Source organism: Rhodopseudomonas sp. (genome assembly GCF_013377015.1).
Lineage (GTDB): Bacteria > Pseudomonadota > Alphaproteobacteria > Rhizobiales > Xanthobacteraceae > JARJEH01.
On record NZ_JACABA010000003.1, the window covers coordinates 204,258 to 228,547 of the forward strand.

Sequence of the window (24,290 nt, forward strand, 5' to 3'; positions counted from 1 at the left end):
CATGCTTGCAGGCGACCAGCGCAGTATCGTCGTCGCCACCGATCCGGAGGCGCTGGCGCGGCTTGCCGCGCAGCGGTTGATCGCGCGGATCGAATTGCGGCACGACCGCCCGGCGATCTGCCTGACCGGCGGCTCCGGCCCGCAGCGGCTGTATCAATTGCTCGCAGGCGAATTCGAACACCGGATTCCCTGGGGCAAGGTCCACTGGTTCATCGGCGACGAGCGTTTCGTTGCGAGCGACGATCCGTTGAACAACATGGCCATCGCGCGAAAATTGTTCCTCGACGGCCGGGCGCCCGCGGCCAATATCCATCCGATCGCGACCGAGGCCCCCTCCCCGGACGACGCCGCGCGGAGCTACGAGGCCGAGTTGAAAGCCTTCTACGGCGCGGATCGGTTCGACCCGGCGCGGCATCTGTTCGATCTGGTGCTGATGGGCATCGGCCCCGACGGCCACACCGCGTCGCTGTTTCCCAATGCTCCCGCGCTCGACGAGTGCGAGCGCTGGGTGGTCGGCGTCGCCACCGCCAATGTCGAGCCGTTCGTTCCCCGCGTCACGCTGACCTTGCCCGCGCTTGCCTCCTGCGAGGAGATGCTGTTTCTGCTCAGCGGCGACAGCAAGCGCGCGATTGCGACAAGGGTACTGGAAGGTGAGGATCTTCCCGCCGGGCGCGCGCGGTCGAGCGGCAAGACGGTCTGGCTGGTCGATCAGGCGGCGCTGCCCGAGTCGCTTCATGGCGGATGAACCCGGGCGCGCGCCCTGCGCGCTGATCGTGATGGGCGTCTCCGGCTCCGGCAAGAGCACGATCGCCGCGGCGCTGGCCGAACGGCTGCACTGGAGCTATGAGGACGGCGACCGGTTTCATCCGGCCAGCAATGTCGCGAAGATGAGCGCCGGCCATCCCCTCACCGACGACGACCGCTGGCCATGGCTGCGCGCGATCGCCGACGAGATCGACCGGGTCGCCGACGCCGACGGTCACGTGGTGATCGCCTGCTCGGCGCTGAAGCGCGCTTATCGCGAAATCCTGGTGCACGGCCGCGCCGACGTGCGGATCGTCTATCTCGACGGCAGTTATGAACTGATCGCGTCGCGGATGGCCGCGCGTCAAAATCACTTCATGCCGCCGGGATTGCTCGACAGCCAGTTCGCCGCGTTGCAGCCGCCCGGCGCCGACGAAAACCCTCTCGTCGTCGGCATCGACGCATCGGTCGACGCCATCGTCAGCGCCATCGTCGGCAAACTCGCGCCGGACCGCGTAACGCAAGGATGAGCCTTCCATGAGCCAGATCGCTCTCGTGATTTCCGACGTCGACGGCACGCTGGTTACATCGGCCAAGCAATTGACCGACAATGCGCGTGCCGCGGTTGCCCGGCTGCACGCTGCCGGCATCGGCTTCACCATCACTAGCAGCCGGCCGACGGTCGGGATGCGGATGCTGATCGAGCCGCTCGGCATCACACTGCCGGTCGGGTCGTTCAACGGCAGCTCGATCGTCGATCCGGCGCTGAAGGTGCTCGAACAGCATCTGATCCCCGCGCCGGCGGTGCAGACCAGCCTGGCGCTGCTGGACCAATTCGGCGTCGACATCTGGCTGTTCAGCAATGACAACTGGTTCATCCGCCGAGACGACGGCAAATATGTGCCGCACGAACGAGACACCATCCTGTTCGATCCGACCGTGGTGCAGGATTTTTCGCCGATGATTGCCACCGCCTGCAAAATCGTCGGCGCCAGCGCCGACGCCGCCTTGTTGGAGCGATGCGAGAAGGCGCTGCAGGCAGCGCTCGGCGACACGGCTTTGGCAATCCGGTCGCAGAGCTATTATCTCGACGTCACGCCACCGGGGCGGGACAAGGGCACCTTCGTGCGGGCGATGGCCAAGCGTCTGGACATCTCGACCGACGTGATCGCCACCATCGGCGACATGCAGAACGATCTGGCGATGTTTCGGACAAGCGGCTTGTCGATCGCGATGGGTAACGCCACCGACGACGTCAAACGTTGCGCCAGCCACGTCACGGGCAGCAACGAGGCCGAGGGCTTCGCCGGCGCGATCGATTTCATCCTTGAGCGCAATCGCACCGGCTGACCGCGACGCTATTTCGACCGCTGGGCCGCCGGCTTGTCGGCGGGTTTGCTTGCCGCGTTGAGATTATGCGCGGTGTTGATCAAGGCGATATGGGTCAACGCCTGCGGGAAATTGCCGGTCTGCCGCTTGGCGTCGGGATCGTATTCCTCCGCCAGCAGGCCGATGTCGTTGGCGACCGCGGCGACCCGCTCGAACAGCGCCTTGGCCTTGTTGATCTCGCCCGCCAGCACGTAGGCATCGGCGAGCCAAAGGCTGCAGGCCAGGAACGCGCCTTCGATCGGCTGGGTCTCATTGGTGATTTCGCGCGGGTCGTGACGCAGCACGAAGCCGTCCCGCATCAAATGCCGTTCGATCGCGGCCAGCGTCCCCTGCACCCGCGGGTCCGACGCCGGCAAGAAACCCACCGACGGCAGCAGTAAGATGCTGGCATCCAGAATCTGCGCGCCGTAGGACTCGACGAAGGAATTCTGCGCGACGTCAAAACCGTTGGCGCAGACGTCGCGATGAATTTCATCTCGCAGCGTCCGCCAGCGCTCCAGCGGCGCTTCGAGGCCAAACCGCTCGGCGCTCTTGATGCCGCGGTCGAACGCGACCCAGGTCATTACCTTGGACGAGACGTAGTGCCTGCCTGGGCCGCGGCGCTCCCAGATGCCGCTGTCCGGCTTCTGCCAGATCCCGGCAAGGTGCTCGATCACCTTGCGTTCCAACGACCATGACTCGCCGTCGAGCATCAGATCGGCCATCCGCCATTGATGAAACGCATCAATCAATTCGCCATAGACGTCGAGCTGCAACTGCACGTGAGCCGCATTGCCGATCCGAACCGGCTGCGCGCCCTCGTAACCCGGCAACCAGTCCGCCTGCCATTCCAGCAGCCGGCGCTCGCCCATGATGCCGTACATGATCTGCATGTTGGCTGGCGCGCCGGCGACCGCGCGCAGCAGCCAGTCGTGCCAGGCGGTGGCTTCCTCGGTATAGCCGGAATCGATCAGCGCCAGCAGCGTGAAGGTGGCGTCGCGCAGCCAGCAATAGCGGTAGTCCCAATTGCGCGCGCCGCCGAGCTTTTCCGGCAGCGACGTGGTCGGCGCCGCGACGATGCCACCGGACGGCGCGAAGGTCAGCGCCTTCAGGGTGATCAGCGAGCGCATCACCAGATCGCTGTACTCGCCCTTGTAAGTACAGCGCCCGGACCATTCGGCCCAAAACGCCTCGGTATCGCGCAGCGCCTGCTCCGGATCGATCGCGGTGGGCACCGCCAGATGCGACGCCGCGTAGCTCAGCACGAACGGCACGGTGTCGCCGACGCCGACCGAAAACTCCGCCACCGTGGTGAGGTCTTGACCGCGGGTTTCGACCGCCGTGCGCAGCACCGTCATGTCCGCACCGCAGATCGCCAGCAGCGCGCCGTCTTCGGTCCGCTTCACCCAAGGGATGCTGGCGCCGAAGCCGAAGCGGATCACCAGCTCCATCCGCAACGTCACCCGACCGCGCTCGCCGCGCACGATCCTGACGACGTCCGACACCTTGCCGCGCGGCGGCATGAAGTCGGTCAGGGTGACGGCGCCGTCGGCGGTCTCGAACCTGGTTTCCAGGATCAGCGAATCGCCGCGATAGCGGCGCGAACACGCCGTGATCGGACCGGCCGGGACGATCTGCCAGCGGCCGTGTTCCGGCGTGCCGAGCAACGCTGCGAAGCAGGCGTCGGAATCGAACGACGGCCAGCACAGCCAGTCGATCGAGCCGTCGCGGCCGACCAGGGCTGCGGTCTCGCAATCGCCGATCAGGCCGTAATCTTCAATCCTGCTGGGCAACGCTTCGCACCTTGCCGCGGCCCGCAGTCGCCGCCTGCAATGCCGGGCGGTCGATCGCCGCCGCGATCTCGTCGATTGCCAGCGGCAGCCGGCGGCGCCAGTTCGGGTGCTCGTTGACGGTGCCCGGAATGTTGGGCTGATCGGTCAGGCCGAGCAGATCTTCCAGCGCGACCGCGAGCAGGCGCGACCGGGTCCGCGCCAGGAACGTCACCACCCCATAGAAATCGTCGCGAGCGATGCCGTGAAAGCGCAACGCGTGCCCGAGCATGGTCAGCGCATGACCGCGTGCGTCGTCGCTTTCGCCGGGGTCCATCCCGATTCCGCGCTTGAAATGCAGATCGGCGAAGCTGTGCCAGCCCGCATAGGTCGCCAGATCGTGGGTGTTGAAAGTCACCAACGCCTCCGGCAAATAGTGATCGACGCCGAAGAACCAGCCTTCGTGAAAATGGCGCTCGAACATCATCACCCGATACGACCAGATCCCCCACGCCGCGAGCTGCTCGCGAAATCCGTCGGGCACGGTGCCGAGATCCTCGCCGATCACCACGCAGCGATTGGCGACGCTTTCCTGCGCGGCGATCGCCAGCAACGCTTCGAACGGCATTTTCACATAGACGCCGTGGTCCGCGGCGAATCCTGACGGGACAAGATAAAGCCGGTTGAGGCCGAGCACGTGGTCGAGCCGGATCGCGCCGGCGTAGCGCATCGCCGCGCGCAGCATCTGGCGATACGGCTCGAACGATGTGACCTCGAGCCCCGCCGCGTTGAACCCGGCAAGACCCCAGTTCTGGCCGGCGGAATTGAGCTGATCGGGTGGCGCGCCGACCGACAGATGCCGGGAAATCGCCACCTGCTCGTTCCAGGCGTCGAAGCCGTCGCTCTGTACGCCGACCGCGACGTCGAGATAGAGACCGACTTTCATGCCGAGGCCGGCCGCGCGCTCGTGACAATTTCGCAACTGATCGTCGGCGCACCACTGCACGAATTCGACGAACTCGATGTCTTCCGCGTCGGGTCCCTCGCGCAATTGCGCGCATCGCGCGTCGTCCGGATGCTGCAGGTCATCCGGCCATTCCCACCACGGCCGGGCCAATCTGTGCCGCAGCGCCTCGAAACAGGCGAAGCGGGACAACAGCGGCGCGCGTTGGCGACGAAATTCGTCGAATGCCGCACGTCGCCTCGGTTGTGGATTGCGGCGGAAATTTTCGAATGCCAGCCGCAGCGCCGGCCATTTGGCATCGGCGACGGCGGTGTAGTCGATCGTGTCGCCGAAGCCGAGGCTCGATCGTTCGGCCCGGCCCGCGGCCACATCCGGCGTCGAATACTCCGGCAGCTTTTCCACGTCGATGTAGAGCGGATTGAGAAACAATCGGCTGTTCGGCGAATATGGGCTGCAATCCGATGGCCGGTCGTCGAACAGCGCGTGCAACGGATTGAGCCCGACCCCGTCGGCGCCGAGATCCGCCGCCAGTTCGATCAGCCGCTCCAGATCGGTGAAATCGCCGACCCCCCAGTTGCGCGGCGATCGCACGCCATAGAGCTGCACCGCCAGAATCCACGATCGATCGAAATCGCCGCCAAAGGCCCTTGGCGGCGCGACGATCAGCGGGACGTCTTCGCTGATACCTGACGCATCCGTCAGATCGAGATGGTAGCTGCCGATCGACAGCGTCGAAGGCCACGTCACCGTCCGCTGTTCGGCGCTGCCTTGCGCGACGATCTCGACGCCGGCGCGGATCTTCCATTGTAACGGAAATGCGACAGCGTCGGTCAATTCGGATTGGCCGTGTTCGCCAAGTCGCACGACGACCACGTGATCCAGAAACCGGTGCGGAGCACGCACCGGCATGGCATCGATGATCAATTTCAGTGCTGCGGCGTCGGTGACGTGTCGTTGACCCTGACCATCGAAAAATTCGGTCTGAATCCCGAGTTCGGTCGCTTTTTCATATAGGTTCATTCGGCACGCTGTTTGCACGCAACGCTGGGGGACGCCGCGAATCCACGATTTGTAAGCAGGATAGTCGTCTCCAACGCGATTGCGTAGGGTGTGTTCCGGGAACTATGCCGTTCCAGCGGCTTTGTATATGTCCAGACGTTCGCTTATCGGATTCCACAGAGGTTACGGATTCCAGAAATGGGACGGTTGTCCTAGTCCGCTAGCATGACCCTAGGCATCACATTGAACAAAACAACTCAGACGTTCGATCGCATCGCATTCAGCCCTTTTCATATCGAGGAAATCTACCCGATTATCGATGGCGGGCGGTTTCCGGTAAAGCGGATCGTCGGCGAGCCGATCGAGGTCTGGGCCGACATCTTTCGCGATGGGCATGACGTGGTGGCCGCCGCGCTGATTTGGCGTAGGGAGCAGGACAGTGACTGGCGGCGCGCGCCGATGCGGCATCAGGTCAATGACCGCTGGAGCGGATCGTTCGTCCCGGATGCGCCCGGGCGCTACATCTATGCGATCGAAGCCTGGACCGACGAATTCGCGACCTGGCGTCACGCCATCGAGTTGAAGCGGCAGGCGGGACAGGACGTGACGCTCGACGCGCTCGAAGGCGCCGGCATGCTAACCAAGCCACAGTCCGGCGGACCCGAGGCCGTGGCGATCATTCAAGGGCAATGCGAAGCCTACCTGGAAACCGGGGACGTCGCCCCGCTGCTCGCGCCCGAACTCGCCGAGGCGATGGCCGACAGCCAGACGCGCACGGATTTGACCCGCTCGCCATTGCTGCCCCTGACGATCGACCGGCCGCTGGCGCGCAACGGCGCCTGGTACGAGATGGTGCCGCGCAGCCAGGGCACGGTCCCCGGCCAACACGGCACCTTCCGCGACTGCATCGCGCGGCTGCCGGACATCGCCGCGATGGGCTTCGACGTGATCTACTTCACTCCGATTCACCCGATCGGCCACACCAATCGCAAGGGCCGCAACAATGCGCTCACGGCGGCGCCCGGCGACCCGGGCAGCCCCTATGCGATCGGCGCGGAGCAAGGCGGCCACGACGCCGTGCATCCCGAACTCGGAACGCTGGACGATTTTCGCGCCTTCGTCGACGCCTGCAAGCTGGTCGAGATCGAAGTCGCGCTCGACATCGCCGTGCAATGCTCGCCGGATCATCCCTGGCTGACCCAGCATCCGGACTGGTTCAGGCGACGGCCGGACGGCTCGATGCGCTATGCCGAGAATCCGCCGAAGAAATATGAAGACATCGTCAACCCGGATTTCTCCTGCGACGACGCGGGATCGCTCTGGAACGCGCTGCGCGACGTCATCCTGTTTTGGGTCGATCACGGCGTGAAGATCTTCCGGGTCGACAATCCGCACACCAAGCCGTTCCGGTTTTGGGAATGGCTGATCCATGACGTTCAGCTGCGTCATCCGGACGTCATATTCCTGGCGGAAGCGTTCACCCGGCCGAAACTGATGAAGGCGCTCGCCAAGCTCGGCTTCACCCAATCCTACACCTACTTCACGTGGCGTACGCAGAAGTGGGAGCTGGAGGAATATCTGCGCGAACTCACCGACTATCCGGAGCGTGATTACTACCGGCCGAATTTCTTCGTCAACACGCCGGACATCCTGCCCTTCCATCTGCAGGGCGGCGAGCCGTGGATGTTCAAATCCCGTCTTGCGCTCGCCGCAACCCTGTCATCCACCTATGGCATCTACAACGGTTTCGAGCTGCTCGAACACGAGCCGATCCCCGGCAAGGAGGAATATCTCCATTCCGAAAAATACGAGATCAAGGTGCGTGACTGGGATCAGCCGGGCAACCTGAAGCCCTATATCCGCGACATCAACCGCGCCCGCCGCGCCAATCCGGCGCTGCAGCAGACCAGCAATTTGCGGTTTGTGCCGATCGAGGACGGTAACGTGATCGGTTTCGTCAAGCAGTCCGCCGACGGCGGCAATGCGGTGGCGGTGGCGATTGCCTTGTCACGCGATTACCACGAATTCTGGTTTCCGTTCGGCGACCTGCAGGTCGAATCGGGCGGCGAGCGCCGTGCCGTCGCCGCCGTCGAGAACCTGATCACCGGCGAAAGGCACCCGGTCGAATGGGGCGGCATTCGCCTGCGGATCGATCCGCAACGCGACCCGGCGCTGCTGTTTCGCTGCCTCGCCTGAAAGGCGCAGCCATGAATATCATGCCAACGATCATTCCGACCGAGTCTGAGGCCGCCGTTCAAGCCGACGAGCTGTGGTACAAGGACGCCATCATCTATCAACTGCATGTCAAGGCGTTCGCCGACAGCAACAATGACGGCATCGGCGACTTCGCCGGGTTGACCGAGAAGCTGGACTATCTGCAGGAGCTCGGCGTCACCGCGCTGTGGCTGCTGCCGTTCTATCCGTCGCCCGGCCGTGATGACGGCTACGACATCGCCGATTACGGCGCGATCAATCCCGATTTCGGCACCATGAAGGATTTCCGTCGCTTCATCGGCGAGGCGAAGCGGCGCGGCTTGCGGGTGATCACCGAACTCGTCATCAACCACACCTCCGACCAGCACGACTGGTTCAAGCGGGCGCGGCGCAGCGACAAGAATTCCAGCGCGCGCAACTGGTATGTCTGGAGCGACACCGACCAGAAATATCAGGGCACCCGGATCATTTTCACCGATACCGAGAAGTCGAACTGGACCTGGGACCCCGAGGCCGGCCAGTTCTACTGGCACCGCTTCTTCTCGCACCAGCCGGATCTCAACTTCGACAATCCGCGCGTTGTAAGCGCCGTCGTCCAGGTGATGAAGCGCTGGCTCGACGCCGGCGTCGACGGCTTCCGGCTCGACGCCATCCCCTATCTGTGCGAGCGCGACGGTACCAACAACGAAAACCTGCCGGAGACCCACAAGGTCATCAAGACGCTGCGCGCCGAACTCGACGCCTATGCCAAGGGCAAGGTGCTGCTGGCCGAGGCCAATCAATGGCCCGAGGACGTCCAGCAATATTTCGGCGACGGCGACGAATGCCAGATGGCGTATCACTTCCCGCTGATGCCGCGGATCTACATGGCGATCGCCCAGGAGGACCGCTTCCCGATCACCGACATCCTGCGCCAGACCCCGGACATTCCGGCGAACTGCCAATGGGCGCTGTTCCTGCGCAATCACGACGAACTGACGCTCGAAATGGTCACCGACGTCGAGCGCGATTATCTGTGGTCGACCTACGCCAATGATCCGCGGGCACGGATCAATGTCGGCATCCGCCGCCGCCTGGCGCCGCTGATGGACAACGACCGCCGCAAGATCGAGCTGATGAATTCGCTGCTGCTGTCGTTCCCCGGCACGCCGATCATCTATTACGGCGACGAGATCGGCATGGGCGACAACATCTATCTCGGCGACCGCAACGGCGTCCGCACCCCGATGCAGTGGTCTCCGGACCGCAATGGCGGCTTCTCCCGGGCCGATCCGGCGCGGCTCTACGCCCCCACCATCATGGACGCGGTCTATGGCTATCAGTCGGTCAATGTCGAGGCGCAGTCGCGCAGCCTGTCGTCGCTGCTCAGCGCGACCAAGCGGCAAATCTCAGTACGCAAGTCGACGCTCGCCTTCGGCCGCGGCACCATGACCTTCATTCGCCCGCAAAATCGCTCGGTGCTGGTCTATGTCCGGCAATATGAGGATGAAGTCATCCTCTGCGTTGCCAACCTGTCGCGCTCGGCGCAAGCCACCGAACTCGATCTGTCGACATGGAAGGGTCGCGTGCCGCAGGAAATGCTGGGGCGCAGCAAGTTTCCGCCGATCAGCGAACTGCCCTATATGGTCACGCTGGGGCCGTTCGGATTCTACTGGTTCCGGTTGTGCGAGCCCGAGCCGTCAAAGGCCGCGGCGCATAGCGTGGTCCCCGAATTTGAGACCCTGGTGGTGCCGCTCGGCGCCACCTGGAATACGCTCGGCAGGACCCGCGCGGTGTTCGAGCGCGACGTGCTGCCGTCGCATCTGGCGCGGACGCGATGGTATCCCGAGCGTTCAGCGCGCGCGATCCATCCGCACCTGACCTCCGCGATTCCGTTCGGCAACGACGGCGGGACCCGCCCGTGGCTGGCGTTCTTCGAGGCCACCCAGCGCGGCGTCACCTCGCGCTATGTGCTGCCGATGCGGATCGATTGGATCCGGTTCGATCGCGAACGCTACAACCCGCGCGCCTTCGCCGCCGTCCGCCAGGGCGCGCGCGAGGGCACCCTGCTCGACGTCGCGTCCGACCCGGCATTAATCGAGCTGCTGCTCAAGAACCTGCGATCGTCGGTCACCGTCGAGGAAGCCAGTACGCGACTCGAGTTTCGGCCCACCGCCCGGCTGCTGGAGCGACCGGAGCAGCCGTTCCAGAATATCCGCGCGGTGGAGACTGAGCAGTCCAACAGCACCGCGCTGGTGGATGAGAATTATGTCGTCAAACTGTATCGCAGGCTCGAGACCGGGATCAGCCCGGAAATCGAGATGGGCCGCTTCCTGACCGAAGTCGCCGGCTTTGCCAACACGCCGGCGCTGCTCGGCAGCGTGGAACTGGTCGAGGGCGACAGCGTCAGCGCGATAGCGGTGGTGCATGCCTTCGTCGGCAATCAGGGCGACGGCTGGACCGTGACCTCCGCCTATCTCGACCGCTTTGTCGATGAACAGCGGCTGCTGGTCGGCGCCGACCATCCCGCCGAAAGCGACGAGCAGATCCCCTATCTGCGCTACATGTCGCAAACCGGCCGACGAGTTGCCGAGATGCACGTCGCACTTGCCAGCCACGACAACACGATCGATTTCGCGCCGGCGCCGATCACCGCCGAGGACGCCCGATCTTGGATCGACAGCGTTGCCGCCGATGCCGAGCGCGTGCTCGACGATCTCGGTCGCAAGCGCGACATCGTCAAGGATGCGGACCGCGGCCTGATCGACCAGCTGCTGGCGCAACGCGCCGCCATCCGCGAGCGGCTACGGGCTTTGTTCGATGCAAATGGCGGCGGATTGAACATCCGCCACCATGGCGATTTCCATCTCGGCCAAATGCTGATCGTCAAGGACGACATCTTCATCATCGATTTTGAGGGCGAGCCACGCCGCTCGCTGGCGGAACGTCGTCGCAAGGCACCCGCCGCGCGCGATGTCGCTGGGCTGATCCGCTCGATCGACTATTCGGCAACCGCGGCACTGGAGCGCGCGCTGAAAGTCGCGCCCGACGAACACGGCAAGCTTGCGGTCGCTCTCGAAGCGTGGCGTAACCGCTCCACCGCCGCGTTCCTTGGCGCTTATCGCGAGAGCATGACCAACCTATCGTTGTGGCCATCCACGCCGGGGGCCGCCGACCGCATTCTGGATTTCTTTCTGCTTGAAAAAGCGTTCTACGAGATCGAATACGAACTCGCCCACCGACCCGATTGGCTGCGCGTCCCTCTGGCTGGCATGCTAAGAATACTGTCTCGGCATCCCGAGGAGGATAAATGACCACGAAACTTTCCGACGAAGCCTACGCGATCGTCGAAGGCCGCCATTCCGACCCGTTTCACTATCTCGGCCCCCACCGGGAAGGCGATCGGACCGTGGTGCGCGCTTTTCTCCCCGAAGCCTCGATGGTCGACGCCGTCGACGAGCACGGCGAAACTGCGACGCTGGAGCGTGTCCACCAGGCCGGATTGTTCGTCGGCCCGCTGCCCAATGGCTCCGGCCGCTATCAGCTGCGCGCCAAATTCGGCGACACCCTTGTCGATCTCGAGGACCCCTATCGTTTCCCGCCGATTCTGACTGAATTCGATCTCTATCTGCTCGGCGAAGGTACCCACCAGCGGCTGTATGACAAGCTCGGCGCGCATCCGATGACGCTCGAGGGCGTCAGCGGCGTCGGCTTCGTGGTGCTGGCGCCGAATGCGCGACGCGTCAGCGTGGTCGGCGACTTTAATTTCTGGGACCCGCGGCGGCACCCGATGCGGGTCCGCGGCAACGGCTATTGGGAATTGTTCGTCCCGGCGGCGATGCCAGGCGATCACTACAAGTTCGATATCGTCGGCCCGCACGGGCAACAGTTACCGCTGAAGTCCGATCCGATGGCGTTCGCCGCGGAGCTGCGTCCGAGCACCGCATCGATCGTGCTCGATCAGACCCGTTTGCCGCATCCGCGGTCCGCTCCCGACCGGGTCAACACATTTGATGCCCCAATGTCGATCTACGAGGTCCATCTCGGCTCGTGGCGGCGCAAGGACGGCAATCAATGGCTGAGCTATCGCGAACTGGCTGAGACGATGCCCGCTTATGTGCGCGATCTCGGCTTCACCCATGTCGAATTCCTGCCGGTCAGCGAACATCCGTTCGACGGCTCCTGGGGTTATCAGCCGACCGGACTGTTCGCGCCGACCAGTCGGTTCGGCACGCCGGAAGATTTCTGCGCCCTGATCGACGCCTGCCATCGGGAAGGCATCGCCGTGCTGCTCGACTGGGTGCCCGGGCATTTTCCCGACGATCCGCACGGGCTCGGCCATTTCGACGGCACCGCGCTGTACGAGCACGCCAATCCGCTGCAGGGCCGGCATATGGACTGGGGCACCCTGATCTACAACTACGGCCGCACCGAAGTGGTCAACTTCCTCGTCGCCAACGCGCTGTTCTGGCTGGAGCGTTACAGCATCGACGGCCTGCGCGTCGATGCGGTGGCGTCAATGCTCTATCTCGACTACAGCCGGGACTCCGGCGCCTGGATTCCCAACAAGTTCGGCGGCCGCGAAAATATCGAGGCGATCGATTTCCTGCGCCGCTTCAATACCGAAGTGTTCGCCAAATTCCCGCAGGCCACTACCGCCGCCGAGGAATCCACCGCCTGGCCGCAGGTCTCGCGGCCGGTCGAATTCGGCGGGCTCGGCTTCGGCTACAAGTGGAACATGGGCTGGATGCACGACACGCTGAACTACATCAGCAAGGATCCGATCCACCGCAGGCATCATCACGGCGACATCCTGTTCGGGCTGCAATACGCGTTCTCCGAGAACTTCATCCTGCCGCTGTCGCACGACGAAGTCGTGCACGGCAAGAAATCGCTGATCGGCCGGATGCCCGGCGACGACTGGCAGCGCTTCGCCAATCTGCGGGTGTACTTTGGCTTCATGTTCGGTCACCCCGGCAAGAAGCTGCTGTTTATGGGCTGCGAATTCGCGCAGGAACGCGAATGGAATCATGATAGCTCGCTCGACTGGCACCTGCTGGAGCAGGCGAAATACCAGGGCATCCAGTCGCTGATCCGCGACCTCAATCAGCTGTATCGCACGCTACCGGCGCTGCACGAATTGGATTGCGACCCGTTCGGATTCGAATGGATCGTCACCGACGATGCCGACCGCAACGTGTTCGCCTGGATCCGAAAGGGTAACGATGCCCGCGCCCGCTGCCTGGTGATCGCGAATTTCTCGCCGAACGTCTATCGCGATTACCGCGTCCGGGTCCCGTTCCCGGGCAAATGGCGTGAGGTACTCAATTCCGACTCGGCGCATTATGGCGGCAGCAATACCGGCAATATCGGCGAGGTTCGCACCCTTGACGGGCTGATACCCGAGCTTAGTCTGACGATCCCGCCGCTGGCAGCCATTTTTCTCACGCCGGAAGACTAAGCATGCGCCTGACCGCAGGAAACTCCGCCCGCCTCGGCGCCAGCTGGGACGGCCTCGGCACCAACTTTGCGCTGTTTTCCGCCAACGCTCACAAGGTTGAGCTGTGCCTGTTCGACAGTCAGGGCCGCCGCGAACTCGAACGGATCGAGCTCCCGGAGCGCACCGAAGACGTCTGGCACGGCTATCTGAACGACGTCTCGCCCGGCCAGCTCTACGGTTACCGCGTGCACGGTCCCTACGATCCGGAACGCGGCCACCGCTTCAACGCCCACAAGCTGCTGCTCGACCCTTACGCCAAGCGGCTGTTCGGCCGCCTGGTGTGGAGCGACGCGCATTTCGCCTATCGCACCGGCAGCGCCCGCGAAGACCTGTCGTTCGACCGCCGCGACAACGCGCGCGGCATGCCGAAAGCGGTGGTGGTCGACGAGACCACCAGCTGGGGACGGCAACAGAGCCGGCCCAACATTCCCTGGGAAGACACCGTCATTTACGAAGCCCATGTCAAAGGGCTGACGCAGCTGCGCCAGGACGTGCCGCCGGGCTTGCGCGGCACCTTCGGCGGCCTGGCGGCGCCGGCGATGATCGATCATTTCAAGCGGCTCGGCATTACCACCATCGAGCTGCTGCCGGCGCAGGGCTTCGTCGACGACCGCACCCTGGTCGAAAAGAAGCTGGTGAACTACTGGGGCTACAATACGCTGTCGTTCTTCGCGCCGGAGCCGCGCTACGCGCAGGACAATGCGCTCGATGCGTTCCGCACCACCGTCGCACGACTGCACGACGCCGACATCGAGGTGATCCTCGACGTCGTCTACAACCACACCGCCGAGGGCAATCATCTCGGCCCGACGCTGTCGTTCCGCGGCATCGACAACGCCTCGTATTATTGGCTGATGCCGGACAATCCGCGGTTCTACGACGATTTCACCGGATGCGGCAGCTCGGTCAATCTCACCCATCCGCGGGTGCTGCAGATGGTGATGGATAGCTTGCGCTACTGGGTCGAAGTCTGCCACGTCGACGGCTTCCGGTTCGATCTCGCCACCACGCTGGCGCGCGGCCCGCAGGGCTACGACCGCAATTCCGGATTCTTCACCGCGATCCGGCAGGACCCGGTGCTGGCCTCGGTCAAGCTGATCGCCGAGCCGTGGGATCTCGGCATGGGCGGCTATCAGGTCGGCGCGTTTCCGTCGCAATGGTCGGAGTGGAACGACCGCTACCGCAGCGCGATGCGGCGCTACTGGAGCGGCGAAGGCAGCCTGATCGGCGAAGTGTCGCGACGGATGACGGCCTCGTCAGATATTTTCAACCATGACGGAAGGATGCCGCGCGCCAGCATCAATCATGTCACGGTGCATGACGGCTTCACGCTGGCCGATCTGTTCAGCTACAACGAGAAGCACAACGAGGCCAACGGCGAGGACAACCGCGACGGCTCCAGCGACAATCTCAGCAACAATTGCGGCGTCGAAGGTCCGACCGACGATACCGAGATTCTGGCGTTGCGCCGGCAGTTGCGCAAGAACCAGCTGGCCTGCCTGTTCCTCGCCCAGGGCGTGCCGCTGATGCTGGCCGGCGACGAGGTCGGCAATACCCAGAGTGGCAACAACAACGCCTATTGTCAGGACAACGAAGTCGGCTGGGTGGGCTGGGACGGCCTCCATCGCGAAGGCGAAGACATGGTCGAGTTCGTCGGCCTGATGACCGAGTTGCGCCGGCGATTTCCCCAGATCCGCTCGCGGCGCTGGCTCGATGGCCGCCGCGCCGACGGCACTTACGGCGTGCTGTGGCTGACGCCCGCGGCCGAGGAAATGACCGAGCAGGATTGGGCGTTTCCGGATGGCCGGTTTCTGGCCTACGTGCTCAGCCCCGCCGAATCCGACGCCACGGCAATCTTCATCGTGTTGAATTCGGCCCTGGACGCGATCACCTTCAGCCTGCCGAAGATGACGGAATATCAGAGCTGGCATCAGCTGTTCGATACCAGTTCGGAAAGCGTGCGGGCCGCAGCGCTGCCGTCGGGCAGCGAGAGCACCGCGCCGCCGCGATCCGTCCTGGCATTCTCGGGAGCGGCCGATTGAACCGGCCGAGCTTCGGACCGCGTCTGACGCAGAACGGCATCGAATTCCGGTTATGGGCACCGAATGCAAAGCGCGTCGATGTCGTCATCGACCACGTGCACCGGATGCAGCGCGGCGACGCCGGCTGGTTCTCCGCCGTAGTCGCCGAAGCGAAGCCCGGCGCGCAATATCGCTTCCGGATTGACGACGCCATCGACGTGCCCGACCCCGCGTCCGGATTTCAGCCGCAGGACGTTGCCGGGCCGAGCGAAGTGGTCGACCACGTCGCCTACCCATGGCGCGCGCAGGACTGGCGTGGCCGGCCGTGGCAGGACACCGTGCTGATCGAAACCCATGTCGGCACGTTCACGCCGCAGGGCACGTACCGCGCCATGATTGGCAAGCTCGATGAACTGGTTGACACCGGCTTCACCGCGGTGGAACTGATGCCGCTGGCGGATTTTCCGGGCGCGCGCAATTGGGGCTATGACGGCGTGCTGTGGTACGCACCCGACAGCGCCTATGGCCGGCCCAAGGACCTCAAGGCGTTGATCGACGAGGCGCATCTGCGCGGGCTGATGGTGTTTCTCGACGTGGTCTACAATCACTTCGGCCCGGAGGGAAACTATCTCGGGCAATATGCGCCGGGCTTCTTCACCGCGGCGCAGACGCCGTGGGGCAGCGCGATCGACTATCGCGTCGCCGAGGTCCGCGCCTTCGCGATCGAGAATGCGTTGTATTGGCTGCGCGACTATCGATTCGACGGGCTGCGGCTTGATGCCGTGCACGCGATTCCGGATCAGGGCGAGATCCCGATGCTGCACGAGCTCAGCCGCGAGGTCGGCCGGCTCGCGGCGCAGACCAACCGTCACATCCATCTGGTGCTCGAGAACGACGACAATCGCGCTACCTTGCTCGATCCGAACGCCGAGCCGCCGCACGGAAACTATCGCGCGCAGTGGAACGACGACTATCACCACGCCTGGCACGTGTTCCTGACCGGGGAGAACGACGGCTATTATTCCGACTATGCGCCGTCGCCGCTGACTCATTTGGCGCGCGCGCTCGGTTCCGGTTTCGCCTATCAGGGCGAGCCTTCCGCGCATCGCGGCGGGGCGCCGCGCGGCGAGCCCAGCGGCGCGCTGCCGCCATTGGCGTTCGTCAACTTCCTGCAGAATCACGACCAGATCGGCAATCGCCCGCTCGGCGACCGACTGGAAAGCCTCGCTGCGGTCGAGCCGATCGAGGCGGCGCTGGCGATCACGCTGCTGGCGCCGATGGTGCCGATGCTGTTCATGGGCGAGCAATGGGGATCGCAGGCGTCGTTCCCGTTCTTCTGCGATTTCCAAGGCGATCTCGCCGACGCGGTGCGCAACGGCCGGCGCCGGGAATTCGCCGGCGCCTATGCCAAATACGGCGACGACATCCCCGACCCGCTCAGCGACGCGGCATTCCGCTCCGCCGTCCTCGACCGGGACGCGCGCCACAGCGCGGCTGGCCGCCGCCGCCTTCACCTGGTCAAGCAGCTGCTCGCGATCCGCCGCCGCGAGATCGTCCCCCGACTCGCAGGCGCGCGGTTCGGTCGCGCAGCGGTGCGAGACAACGCGCTGCTGCGGGCCGATTGGAGTTTTGCCAACGGCGCCACGTTGCGTCTCGTCGCCAACCTGTCGGATCAGGAACTCCAGCTCGACCAACCGAGCGCCGGCGGAACCAATCTTTGGGGAAACGATTTGCAGGGGGTAATCCCGCCTTGGGCGGTGTCGTGGCGCCTTGAAGAGACCTGATGCCTGCTGCCATTCCGATTGCAACCTACCGGATCCAGCTGACGGCCGAATTCGGCTTCGACAAGGCCGCCGCTATCGTCCCCTATCTCAAGGCGCTCGGAATCTCGCATCTCTATGCCTCGCCGTTCATGACGGCGCGCAAGGGCAGCACCCACGGCTACGACATCGTCGACCACGCCAAGATCAATCCGGAGCTCGGCGGCGAAGCCGGCTTCGAACGATTGAGCGACACGCTCAAACAGCACGATCTCGGGCTGATCCTCGACTTCGTGCCCAACCATGTCGGCGTGCATTTCGCCGACAATCCATGGTGGCTCGACGTGCTGGAATGGGGGCCGGCGTCGCCGCACGCCGCGTCATTCGATATCGACTGGGACATGCTGCCCTACCGCGCCCGCGGCGGCGTATTGCTGCCGATCATCGGCACCTCCTACGGACGCGCGCTGGAGGGCGGCGAGATCGAGCTGCGCTACGACGCCGCCGACGGCAGTTTTTCGGCGTGGTATTTCGAGCACCGGCTGCCGATCGCGCCGGAGCGCTACAGCGAGATCCTGCGCACCATCGTCAAGCACGCCGAGGCGGCCGACCTGCCCGCCGGCCGGCAGGTCCTGGAACTGGCTTCGCGCACCAAGGGGCTGCGCCACCCCAACCGCGCCGAAGCGCCGGGTTTCAAGGCGGCGCTGAAGGCGATCGTCGGCGGCGCCGAGATCATCGATCGCGGACTCGACGCCTATCGCGCTGGCGACGGCCGCACCGCGCAGATCCAGTCGCTGCACAATCTGCTGGAGCGGCAGCACTACAAGCCCGGCCACTGGCGGCTGGCCTCCAGCGAGATCAACTACCGGCGCTTCTTCGACATCAATACGCTGGCCGGCTTGCGCATCGAGGACGCCGCCACCTTCGACGCGATCCACGTGCTGGTGAAGCGGCTGATCGCCGACGACCGGTTGCAGGGATTGCGTCTCGACCACATCGACGGGCTGCGTGACCCCGCGCAATATTTTCAGCGGCTGCGCCGGCTGGTCCGCGACGCCCAGGGCACGGCGAAGCCGTTCTACACCGTGATCGAGAAGATCCTCGGCGAACACGAAGCGCTGCCCCGCTTCAGCGGCGTCCACGGCACCACCGGCTATGAGTGGATGAACGTGATCTCGCAGGTGCTGATCGACGCCGAAGGATTGCGGCCGCTCGACGAGGTGTGGCGCCAGATCAGCAACGTCGCGCCGCAATTCGAGCCGGTGCTGAAGGAAGCCAAGCGCCGGGTGCTGGAGACTCTGCTGCTCAGCGAGTTCACGGTACTGGCCAAGCTGCTCGCCCGGATCGCCGGCGGCCACTATTCGACGCGCGACTTCTCCGCCGACAGTCTGCGGCAGGCATTCGAGCTCTATGTCGTGCATTTTCCGGTCTACCGCACCTATCTGACCGCCGCCGGCCCGACCGCGCTCGATCGGTCGCTGATCGCGCGAACCATCGAAAAGGCGCGCGCCGAATGGTTCGGCGCCGACGAAGGCATTTTCGACTTTCTGCAGGACGCGCTGACCATGGACCTCAACGAGCCGGGCCGCGCCGCGCACGGCAAACCACGGGTCAGGCGGTTCGCCCTCAAGGTCCAGCAATTCACCGGGCCGACAATGGCGAAGTCGCTGGAGGATACCGCGTTCTATCGCTATCACCGCCTGCTCGCGCTCAACGAGGTCGGCGGCGATCCGTCCGCCGGTGCGCTGTCGGTCGGCGCGTTTCACGAGATAATGGCCAAGCGCGCCGCGGAATGGCCGCACGGCATGACCGCCACCGCGACCCACGACACCAAGCGCGGCGAGGACGCGCGGACACGGCTGCTGGCGCTGTCCGAACTGCCCGGCGAATGGGCCAGCGCGGTGGCGAAATGGAAGATCCTCAACGCACCGCATCTGGTGCTGGACGGCGATCGGCGCGCGCCCTCGGCCGCGTTCGAATACATGCTGTATCAGGCCCTGCTCGGCGCCTGGCCGCTGCACGCCGACGAGGCGTTCGCCGACCGGATCCAGGCCTATGCATTGAAAGCCGGTCGCGAAGGCAAGCAGGAGACCAGCTGGCTCAATCCCAACCTCGCTTATGAAGAAGGCGTTCGGACTTTCATCGATCGCATTCTCGACCCCGCGCTGTCGGCGCCGTTTCTCGAATCACTGCGCGGCCTGAAGGATCGCGTGGCGCTGCTCGGCGCACTGACCTCGCTGAGCCAGATCACCCTGAAGGCAACGTTGCCGGGCGTGCCGGATTTCTATCAGGGCACCGAGTTCTGGGATTTCTCGCTGGTCGATCCCGACAACCGGCGGCCGGTCGATTTCGCCGAACGCGCCGCGGTCCTCGCCGGCCTTGGCGATCCGGATTGGGGCAAGCTCGCCGAAAACTGGACCGACGGCCATGTCAAGCTGGCCTGGACCCGGCAACTGCTGAGACTTCGCTGCGAGCTGCGCGACGTCTTCACCAGCGGCGATTACCAGCCGCTCGAAGTCACCGGGCCGCATCGCGATCACGTCATCGCCTTTGCACGACGCCACGACCGCGACGCCGCGATCGTGGTGGTCGGTAAATGTTTCGCGGCGCTGTCGCAGCAAGGCCGGCAATGGCCGCGCGGCAACGCGTTCGAGGGCGCGGTGGTCATCAAGGGATATGCCGTGGACGGCAATGCCCCAGGTGATCAGTTGCTGCTGTCTGATCTGTTCGCTCACCTGCCGGTGGCAGTGCGGCGGGCGCGGGTGACAGCGACAAAGTCCGCGCGACCGCGGCGGACGCCACACAGCTGAGAGCCTGACTCAAAGAGTGATCAATAGAATCAGGCCTTCAAGTTCGTCATTGCGAGGAGCTCTTGCGACGAAGCAATCCAGTCTTTGCTTGGCTCCGCTGGATTGCTTCGCTTTCGGACGGCGCTTCGCGCCGGCCTCGGCTCGCATTGACGGCTGCTGTTTCAGTCAGGCTCCAAGACCCCAAAAACAAGGCCGCCCGGGATCGATGGCCGGACGGCCTGGCGGCATCGTGCCGACTCGGGATCGGTTCCCTCCTCCGCACGCCAAGGCTTCCAGAAATCTATTACCTCGATCTTAAAGTCGGCTCGCGACGCACCGCGTGAGACTACCTGCTGCATAGCAACATGTTAGTTGCGCTGATTCATGCCGCAACGCACCAGGACACCCCATCGTCACTTCTTCTCAAGTAACAGATGGCCTCGGCTCTTGATCGCCTGCTGCGCCACTTCGGCGAATTTCTGCAGCAGCCACGGCAGCGTCACCTCGACCCGGACGTGATCCTCGGCGACGTCAAGATGCCCGATCGCGGCCTGGCCCAGCGCGCGAATCCGAAACATCATGCGATCGCCGTCCCAGCGCTCTTCATCGACTTTCAGCACCGGAACGCTCGCCGCCGCGCGCGCCAATCCGGTCTTGAGCCGACGCGCCGCCTCGGCGCGACCGAGCCGGTGTGGAATTGAAACGACAAGCGGAGCTGACATCCCGGCTTCCTTCTGTGTGCCAACGACTTTACGCCCTGCGCAATGTAAGTCGGCATCGTCAAAAAAACAGAGGTTGAGGTACTCAGCTGGGTTCACGAAATGGAACTTTTCGAGATTTGGTTCGTTTTCGCGATTGTACGGCGGGGCATTTGCGCGAACCGTCGGGTTGAGGAGAGTTCTATGTCACTCGGTACGATCATTCTGATCATTCTCGTCATCGCCCTGCTTGGCGGTTTCAGCGGCGTCGGCGGCGGGCCGTTTTATGGCACCGGCTATTATGGCGGCGGCGGCCTCGGCCTGGTCATCGTCATAATTCTGATCCTGGTGCTGCTCGGCAAACTCTGATCGATTCAACTCCCGCTGGAGGCGAGCTTGTCGATCGCCGCCTTCAGCGGGGCTGATGCTTCACCATAGCCCACCCACGGTTTTGTTCTCGCAAGCAGCGCGGCCACGGCGCCAATTGTGTAGCGTTGGGGATCTAGCCCGTTCTTCACCTGCGGCCACGTTAGCGGCATCGACACGGTCGCCCGCTCGCGGGCGCGCGGCGACAACACCGCCACCGCCGTCGCCATCCGGTCGTTGCGCAGATAGTCGAGGAAGATTTTTCCGCCGCGCTGCTTCTTCGACATGTTGAGCAGATAGCGCTCCGGGCTGTCGCTCGCCATCTGCTGGCAGACCGCTTGCGCGAACGCCTTGGCCTGTTTCCAGTCGACCTTGTCCTTCGCTGTCGCTCGCAGCGGCGTCACCACATGCAGCCCCTTGCCGCCGGTGGTCTTGCAGAAACCTTCGAGACCAAGACCCGTAAGCCGTTCGCGCAGCTCGCGCGCCGCCGCGATGACCGCGGCGAAATCGACGTCCGGCGCGGGATCGAGATCGAACACCAGCCGTCCTGGCGTCTCCGGCTGGCCCGGCGCGCAATTCCACGGATGCAGTTCGAGGCCGCCGATCTGCGCCACCGCGGCGAGGCCCTCGATCCGATCGATCTGCAAATACGGTTTGCGATCGCCCGACACCTTGACCAGCTCCAGCAAGTTAGATGTGCCGGGCATGGCGTGGCGCTGGAAGAATTGCTGCCCCTCGATGCCGTCCGGCGCGCGCACGATCGAACAGGGCCGGCCCTTGATGTGCGGCATCATCCATTCGCCCACCGCCGCGAAGTAGTTCGCCAGATCGAGCTTGGTGACGGCCTCGCTGCCGCCGCTGGAGGGCCACAGCTCCTTGTCGGGTTTCGAGATCACCACGCCCATCACCTCGGCGGCGCGTGCTGCGCCAGTCCGAACAGCGGCGAGTGCTCGCGCAGGCGCCTTACGCGCCGCCGGTTGGGCGATGGCGGTCTTGACCGGCGTTTCGGCTTCGACCTCCTCGGCCGGCTTGTCCAGCCGCAGCCCCTTGAACGCCGCCTGCCGCACCATGCCGGCGCCGGTGAAGCCCGCGAATTCGATCTCGGCCACCAGCTCCGGCCGGACCCAGTGCACGTCGCTGGCCTTGCGCGGCGCATTGCCGCCGCCGAATGGATTGTCCTTGGACGCCGCGGCTTTCAGCGCCGGCATGATGCGCTTCACCGTGTCCTGGCCGAAGCCGGTGCCGACGATTCCCACATAGGCCAGATGATCGCCGCGATGCACGCCGACCAGCAGCGAACGGAATTTGCCGGCGGTCGTCTTCCAGCCGCCGATCACTACCTCATGGCCGGCGCGGCATTTCGCCTTGGTCCAGCTCTCGCTGCGGCCGGAGCGATACGGCGCCGCCAGCTTCTTCGACACGATACCTTCCAGCGACAGCTTGCAGGCCGATTGCAGGATGGCGTCGCCGCCGCTCTCGAAATGCGGGACGTAGCGGATCAGTCCTTCCTTGCGCCGGCCGCACGCGGCCTTGAGCAAATCGTGCAGCCGCTGCTTGCGCTCGGACAGCGGCAGCCGCCGCAAATCCTCGCCGTCGGCATAAAGCAAGTCGAACGCAAAGCAGATCAGATTGTCGGTGGCGCCGTCAGAGAGCGCTGCCTGCAAGGCAGCGAAATCCGGATGCCCGTCATGATCGAGCGCGACGATCTCGCTGTCGATGATGGCGTCGGGCAGGCCGGCGGCTTCGTCGGCGATCGCGCGAAATTTTCCGGTCCAGTCCAGCCCCTTGCGGGTCTTCAGCGTCGCCTTGCCATTCTCGACCCGGAGCTGCATCCGGTAGCCGTCGAACTTGATCTCATGGCCCCAGCCCTCGCCATTGGGTGGCCGCTCGACCGGCGTGCATAATTGCGGCGCGATGAAATCCGGCATCGCCGCGCCCGCGGACTTGCGCTTTGGCTTCGCCGCCGCGCGCGCCTCTGCGGCCGCACCCTGACGCGAATCCCACACCGCATCGGCCTTGGCGCGGGCCGCCCGCGCGGTGATGAACGGCTTTGGCGCGCGGCCCTTGCCGGCAGCGATGTCGGCCATCGTCCGACCGGAGGCGACCGAGCGATCCTCCGCCAGGATCGCTTCGCCGTTGCCGTCGCGGGCGTAGTCGTCGCGATGCTTGATCAGCAACCAGTTGGTGCGCTTCCCGCCGTTACGGTCGCGGCGCATCCGCACCAACACCCAGCCGCCATGCAGCTTCTCGCCGTGCAGGGTGAACTTCAGATCGCCGTTCTTGAAGCCGCGCGCGGGATCGTCGCACTCCCAGGTGCCGCGGTCCCACAGCTGCACCGTGCCGCCGCCATATTGCCCCTTCGGGATTGTGCCTTCGAAATCGCCGTAATCGAGCGGATGGTCCTCGACCTCGACCGCCAGCCGCTTGTCGGCCGGATCGAGCGACGGCCCGCGCGTCACCGCCCAGGACTTGAACACGCCGTCGAATTCCAGCCGCAGATCGTAATGCAGCCGTGTCGCGTCATGCTTCTGGATCACGAACCGCCGCTGTGTCGACGGCGCCACCGCGACGTCGCCGCGGGGCTCCGCGGTCCGGGCGAAATCGCGCTTGTTGCGGTACAGCGTCAGCTTCTTCAGGGCCACGGCAGTTCCTAACCACGACATTGTCGAGTTCGCGCACCTGCCGCCATCTTGCCGCCCGGCGCCAAAATCCGCAAAGACAACCAACTCAATGGCCAAAAATGGCGATGGTTCCCCACTGAGCCAGCGCCGAGAACTCGGCTTCAGCGATCTGTCTTCTCGATCAGAAACACGATGGTCTGCGCGGCGCGCGTGATCTCGACCCGATCGCCTGTTTCGCGCACCAGATTCGGAATATCGATCGCCGACAGCGGATCGGTGCAATGCACCTCGAGACGGTCGCCGCCGCGCAGCGTCTTCAGCGCCTTGCGGGTTTTCAGTACCGGCAGCGGACATTTCAATCCGGTCAGATCGAGCTTGGTGGTGGCCATGGCGGCGACGATGGCGAAGCCGCCCGGCAGCGTCAATCGCATTGGCGCGGCCTCGTCCTTATTGCGTAGAATGGCCGACCGAAGCAGCCGCATGCCATGGACCCGAACC

15 protein-coding genes are annotated in these 24,290 nt (G+C 64.5%); 10 read left to right on the plus strand and 5 right to left on the minus strand.

The window, feature by feature from the left end:
- Position 1 precedes the first annotated feature (1 nt).
- The 3 genes from pgl to HXX15_RS16155 are packed head-to-tail and all read left to right on the plus strand — an operon-like array spanning position 2 to position 2,094.
- Positions 2 to 745: a 6-phosphogluconolactonase gene (gene pgl / locus HXX15_RS16145; RefSeq protein WP_296517325.1), complete on the plus strand. Its 744-nt coding sequence runs from the start codon at positions 2 to 4 to the stop codon at positions 743 to 745.
- Positions 735 to 1,274, plus strand: coding sequence for a gluconokinase (locus HXX15_RS16150; protein WP_296517326.1), 540 nt, complete (start codon positions 735 to 737; stop codon positions 1,272 to 1,274). Before pgl ends, HXX15_RS16150 begins: the two co-directional genes overlap by 11 nt.
- A gap of 7 nt (positions 1,275 to 1,281) precedes the next feature.
- On the plus strand, positions 1,282 to 2,094 hold the full coding sequence (locus HXX15_RS16155) for an HAD family hydrolase (RefSeq protein ID WP_296517327.1): 813 nt from the start codon (positions 1,282 to 1,284) through the stop codon (positions 2,092 to 2,094).
- Between the two features lie 8 nt (positions 2,095 to 2,102).
- On the opposite strand, the gene HXX15_RS16160 is transcribed toward HXX15_RS16155, so the two are convergent.
- Together HXX15_RS16160 and malQ are read right to left on the minus strand one after the other, a co-directional pair.
- Positions 2,103 to 3,905, minus strand: coding sequence for a glycoside hydrolase family 15 protein (locus HXX15_RS16160; protein WP_296517328.1), 1,803 nt, complete (start codon positions 3,903 to 3,905; stop codon positions 2,103 to 2,105).
- Positions 3,889 to 5,865: a 4-alpha-glucanotransferase gene (gene malQ, locus HXX15_RS16165; RefSeq protein WP_296517329.1), complete on the minus strand. Its 1,977-nt coding sequence runs from the start codon at positions 5,863 to 5,865 to the stop codon at positions 3,889 to 3,891. The genes HXX15_RS16160 and malQ overlap by 17 nt, the downstream gene beginning before the upstream one ends.
- A 204-nt stretch (positions 5,866 to 6,069) precedes the next feature.
- Here malQ and HXX15_RS16170 point away from each other — a divergent pair, with 204 nt between their 5' ends.
- From HXX15_RS16170 to treY, 6 genes are read left to right on the plus strand one after another with little or no spacing between them, the layout of a single operon-like run.
- The gene (locus tag HXX15_RS16170) at positions 6,070 to 8,040 is read left to right on the plus strand and encodes an alpha-1,4-glucan--maltose-1-phosphate maltosyltransferase (RefSeq protein ID WP_296517330.1); all 1,971 of its coding nucleotides are present in this window, start codon (positions 6,070 to 6,072) and stop codon (positions 8,038 to 8,040) included.
- Between the two features lie 11 nt (positions 8,041 to 8,051).
- A complete protein-coding gene (gene treS / locus HXX15_RS16175; protein ID WP_296517331.1) occupies positions 8,052 to 11,351 on the plus strand; it encodes a maltose alpha-D-glucosyltransferase in 3,300 nt (1,099 codons plus the stop codon).
- Positions 11,348 to 13,498, plus strand: a complete 2,151-nt coding sequence (gene glgB / locus HXX15_RS16180) for a 1,4-alpha-glucan branching protein GlgB (protein WP_296517332.1) — start codon at positions 11,348 to 11,350, stop codon at positions 13,496 to 13,498. Before treS ends, glgB begins: the two co-directional genes overlap by 4 nt.
- Before the next feature lie 2 nt (positions 13,499 to 13,500).
- On the plus strand, positions 13,501 to 15,579 hold the full coding sequence (gene glgX, locus HXX15_RS16185; protein WP_296517333.1) for a glycogen debranching protein GlgX: 2,079 nt from the start codon (positions 13,501 to 13,503) through the stop codon (positions 15,577 to 15,579).
- Positions 15,576 to 17,342, plus strand: coding sequence for a malto-oligosyltrehalose trehalohydrolase (gene treZ, locus HXX15_RS16190; RefSeq protein ID WP_296517334.1), 1,767 nt, complete (start codon positions 15,576 to 15,578; stop codon positions 17,340 to 17,342). Before glgX ends, treZ begins: the two co-directional genes overlap by 4 nt.
- Complete coding sequence (gene treY, locus HXX15_RS16195) at positions 17,342 to 20,128, plus strand: malto-oligosyltrehalose synthase (protein WP_296517335.1); 2,787 nt, start codon at positions 17,342 to 17,344, stop codon at positions 20,126 to 20,128. Before treZ ends, treY begins: the two co-directional genes overlap by 1 nt.
- A 392-nt stretch (positions 20,129 to 20,520) precedes the next feature.
- Here the strand turns inward: treY and HXX15_RS16200 are convergent, their stop codons facing one another.
- Positions 20,521 to 20,829, minus strand: coding sequence for a polyhydroxyalkanoic acid system family protein (locus tag HXX15_RS16200; protein ID WP_296517336.1), 309 nt, complete (start codon positions 20,827 to 20,829; stop codon positions 20,521 to 20,523).
- 180 nt (positions 20,830 to 21,009) lie between these two features.
- On the opposite strand from HXX15_RS16200, the gene HXX15_RS16205 reads away from it, so the two are divergent.
- A complete protein-coding gene (locus HXX15_RS16205; protein WP_296517337.1) occupies positions 21,010 to 21,174 on the plus strand; it encodes a DUF3309 family protein in 165 nt (54 codons plus the stop codon).
- A gap of 5 nt (positions 21,175 to 21,179) precedes the next feature.
- On the opposite strand, the gene ligD is transcribed toward HXX15_RS16205, so the two are convergent.
- Together ligD and HXX15_RS16215 are read right to left on the minus strand one after the other, a co-directional pair.
- Positions 21,180 to 23,834 (minus strand): DNA ligase D, encoded by a 2,655-nt coding sequence (ligD, locus tag HXX15_RS16210; RefSeq protein ID WP_296517338.1) that lies wholly within the window; start codon positions 23,832 to 23,834, stop codon positions 21,180 to 21,182.
- 119 nt (positions 23,835 to 23,953) lie between these two features.
- Positions 23,954 to 24,181, minus strand: coding sequence for a sulfurtransferase TusA family protein (locus tag HXX15_RS16215; protein ID WP_296517601.1), 228 nt, complete (start codon positions 24,179 to 24,181; stop codon positions 23,954 to 23,956).
- Positions 24,182 to 24,290 lie beyond the last annotated feature (109 nt).

Excerpts from the sequence above, each read along its gene's own strand:
- pgl (WP_296517325.1), top strand. The coding sequence starts at position 2 with ATGCTTGCAGGCGACCAGCGCAGTATCGTCGTCGCCACCGATCCGGAG.
- HXX15_RS16150 (WP_296517326.1), top strand. The coding sequence starts at position 735 with ATGGCGGATGAACCCGGGCGCGCGCCCTGCGCGCTGATCGTGATGGGC.
- HXX15_RS16155 (WP_296517327.1), top strand. The coding sequence starts at position 1,282 with ATGAGCCAGATCGCTCTCGTGATTTCCGACGTCGACGGCACGCTGGTT.
- malQ (WP_296517329.1), bottom strand. The coding sequence starts at position 5,865 with ATGAACCTATATGAAAAAGCGACCGAACTCGGGATTCAGACCGAATTT.
- HXX15_RS16170 (WP_296517330.1), top strand. The coding sequence starts at position 6,070 with ATGACCCTAGGCATCACATTGAACAAAACAACTCAGACGTTCGATCGC.
- treS (WP_296517331.1), top strand. The coding sequence starts at position 8,052 with ATGAATATCATGCCAACGATCATTCCGACCGAGTCTGAGGCCGCCGTT.
- glgB (WP_296517332.1), top strand. The coding sequence starts at position 11,348 with ATGACCACGAAACTTTCCGACGAAGCCTACGCGATCGTCGAAGGCCGC.
- glgX (WP_296517333.1), top strand. The coding sequence starts at position 13,501 with ATGCGCCTGACCGCAGGAAACTCCGCCCGCCTCGGCGCCAGCTGGGAC.
- treY (WP_296517335.1), top strand. The coding sequence starts at position 17,342 with ATGCCTGCTGCCATTCCGATTGCAACCTACCGGATCCAGCTGACGGCC.
- HXX15_RS16200 (WP_296517336.1), bottom strand. The coding sequence starts at position 20,829 with ATGTCAGCTCCGCTTGTCGTTTCAATTCCACACCGGCTCGGTCGCGCC.
- HXX15_RS16205 (WP_296517337.1), top strand. The coding sequence starts at position 21,010 with ATGTCACTCGGTACGATCATTCTGATCATTCTCGTCATCGCCCTGCTT.
- ligD (WP_296517338.1), bottom strand. The coding sequence starts at position 23,834 with ATGTCGTGGTTAGGAACTGCCGTGGCCCTGAAGAAGCTGACGCTGTAC.
- HXX15_RS16215 (WP_296517601.1), bottom strand. The coding sequence starts at position 24,181 with ATGGCCACCACCAAGCTCGATCTGACCGGATTGAAATGTCCGCTGCCG.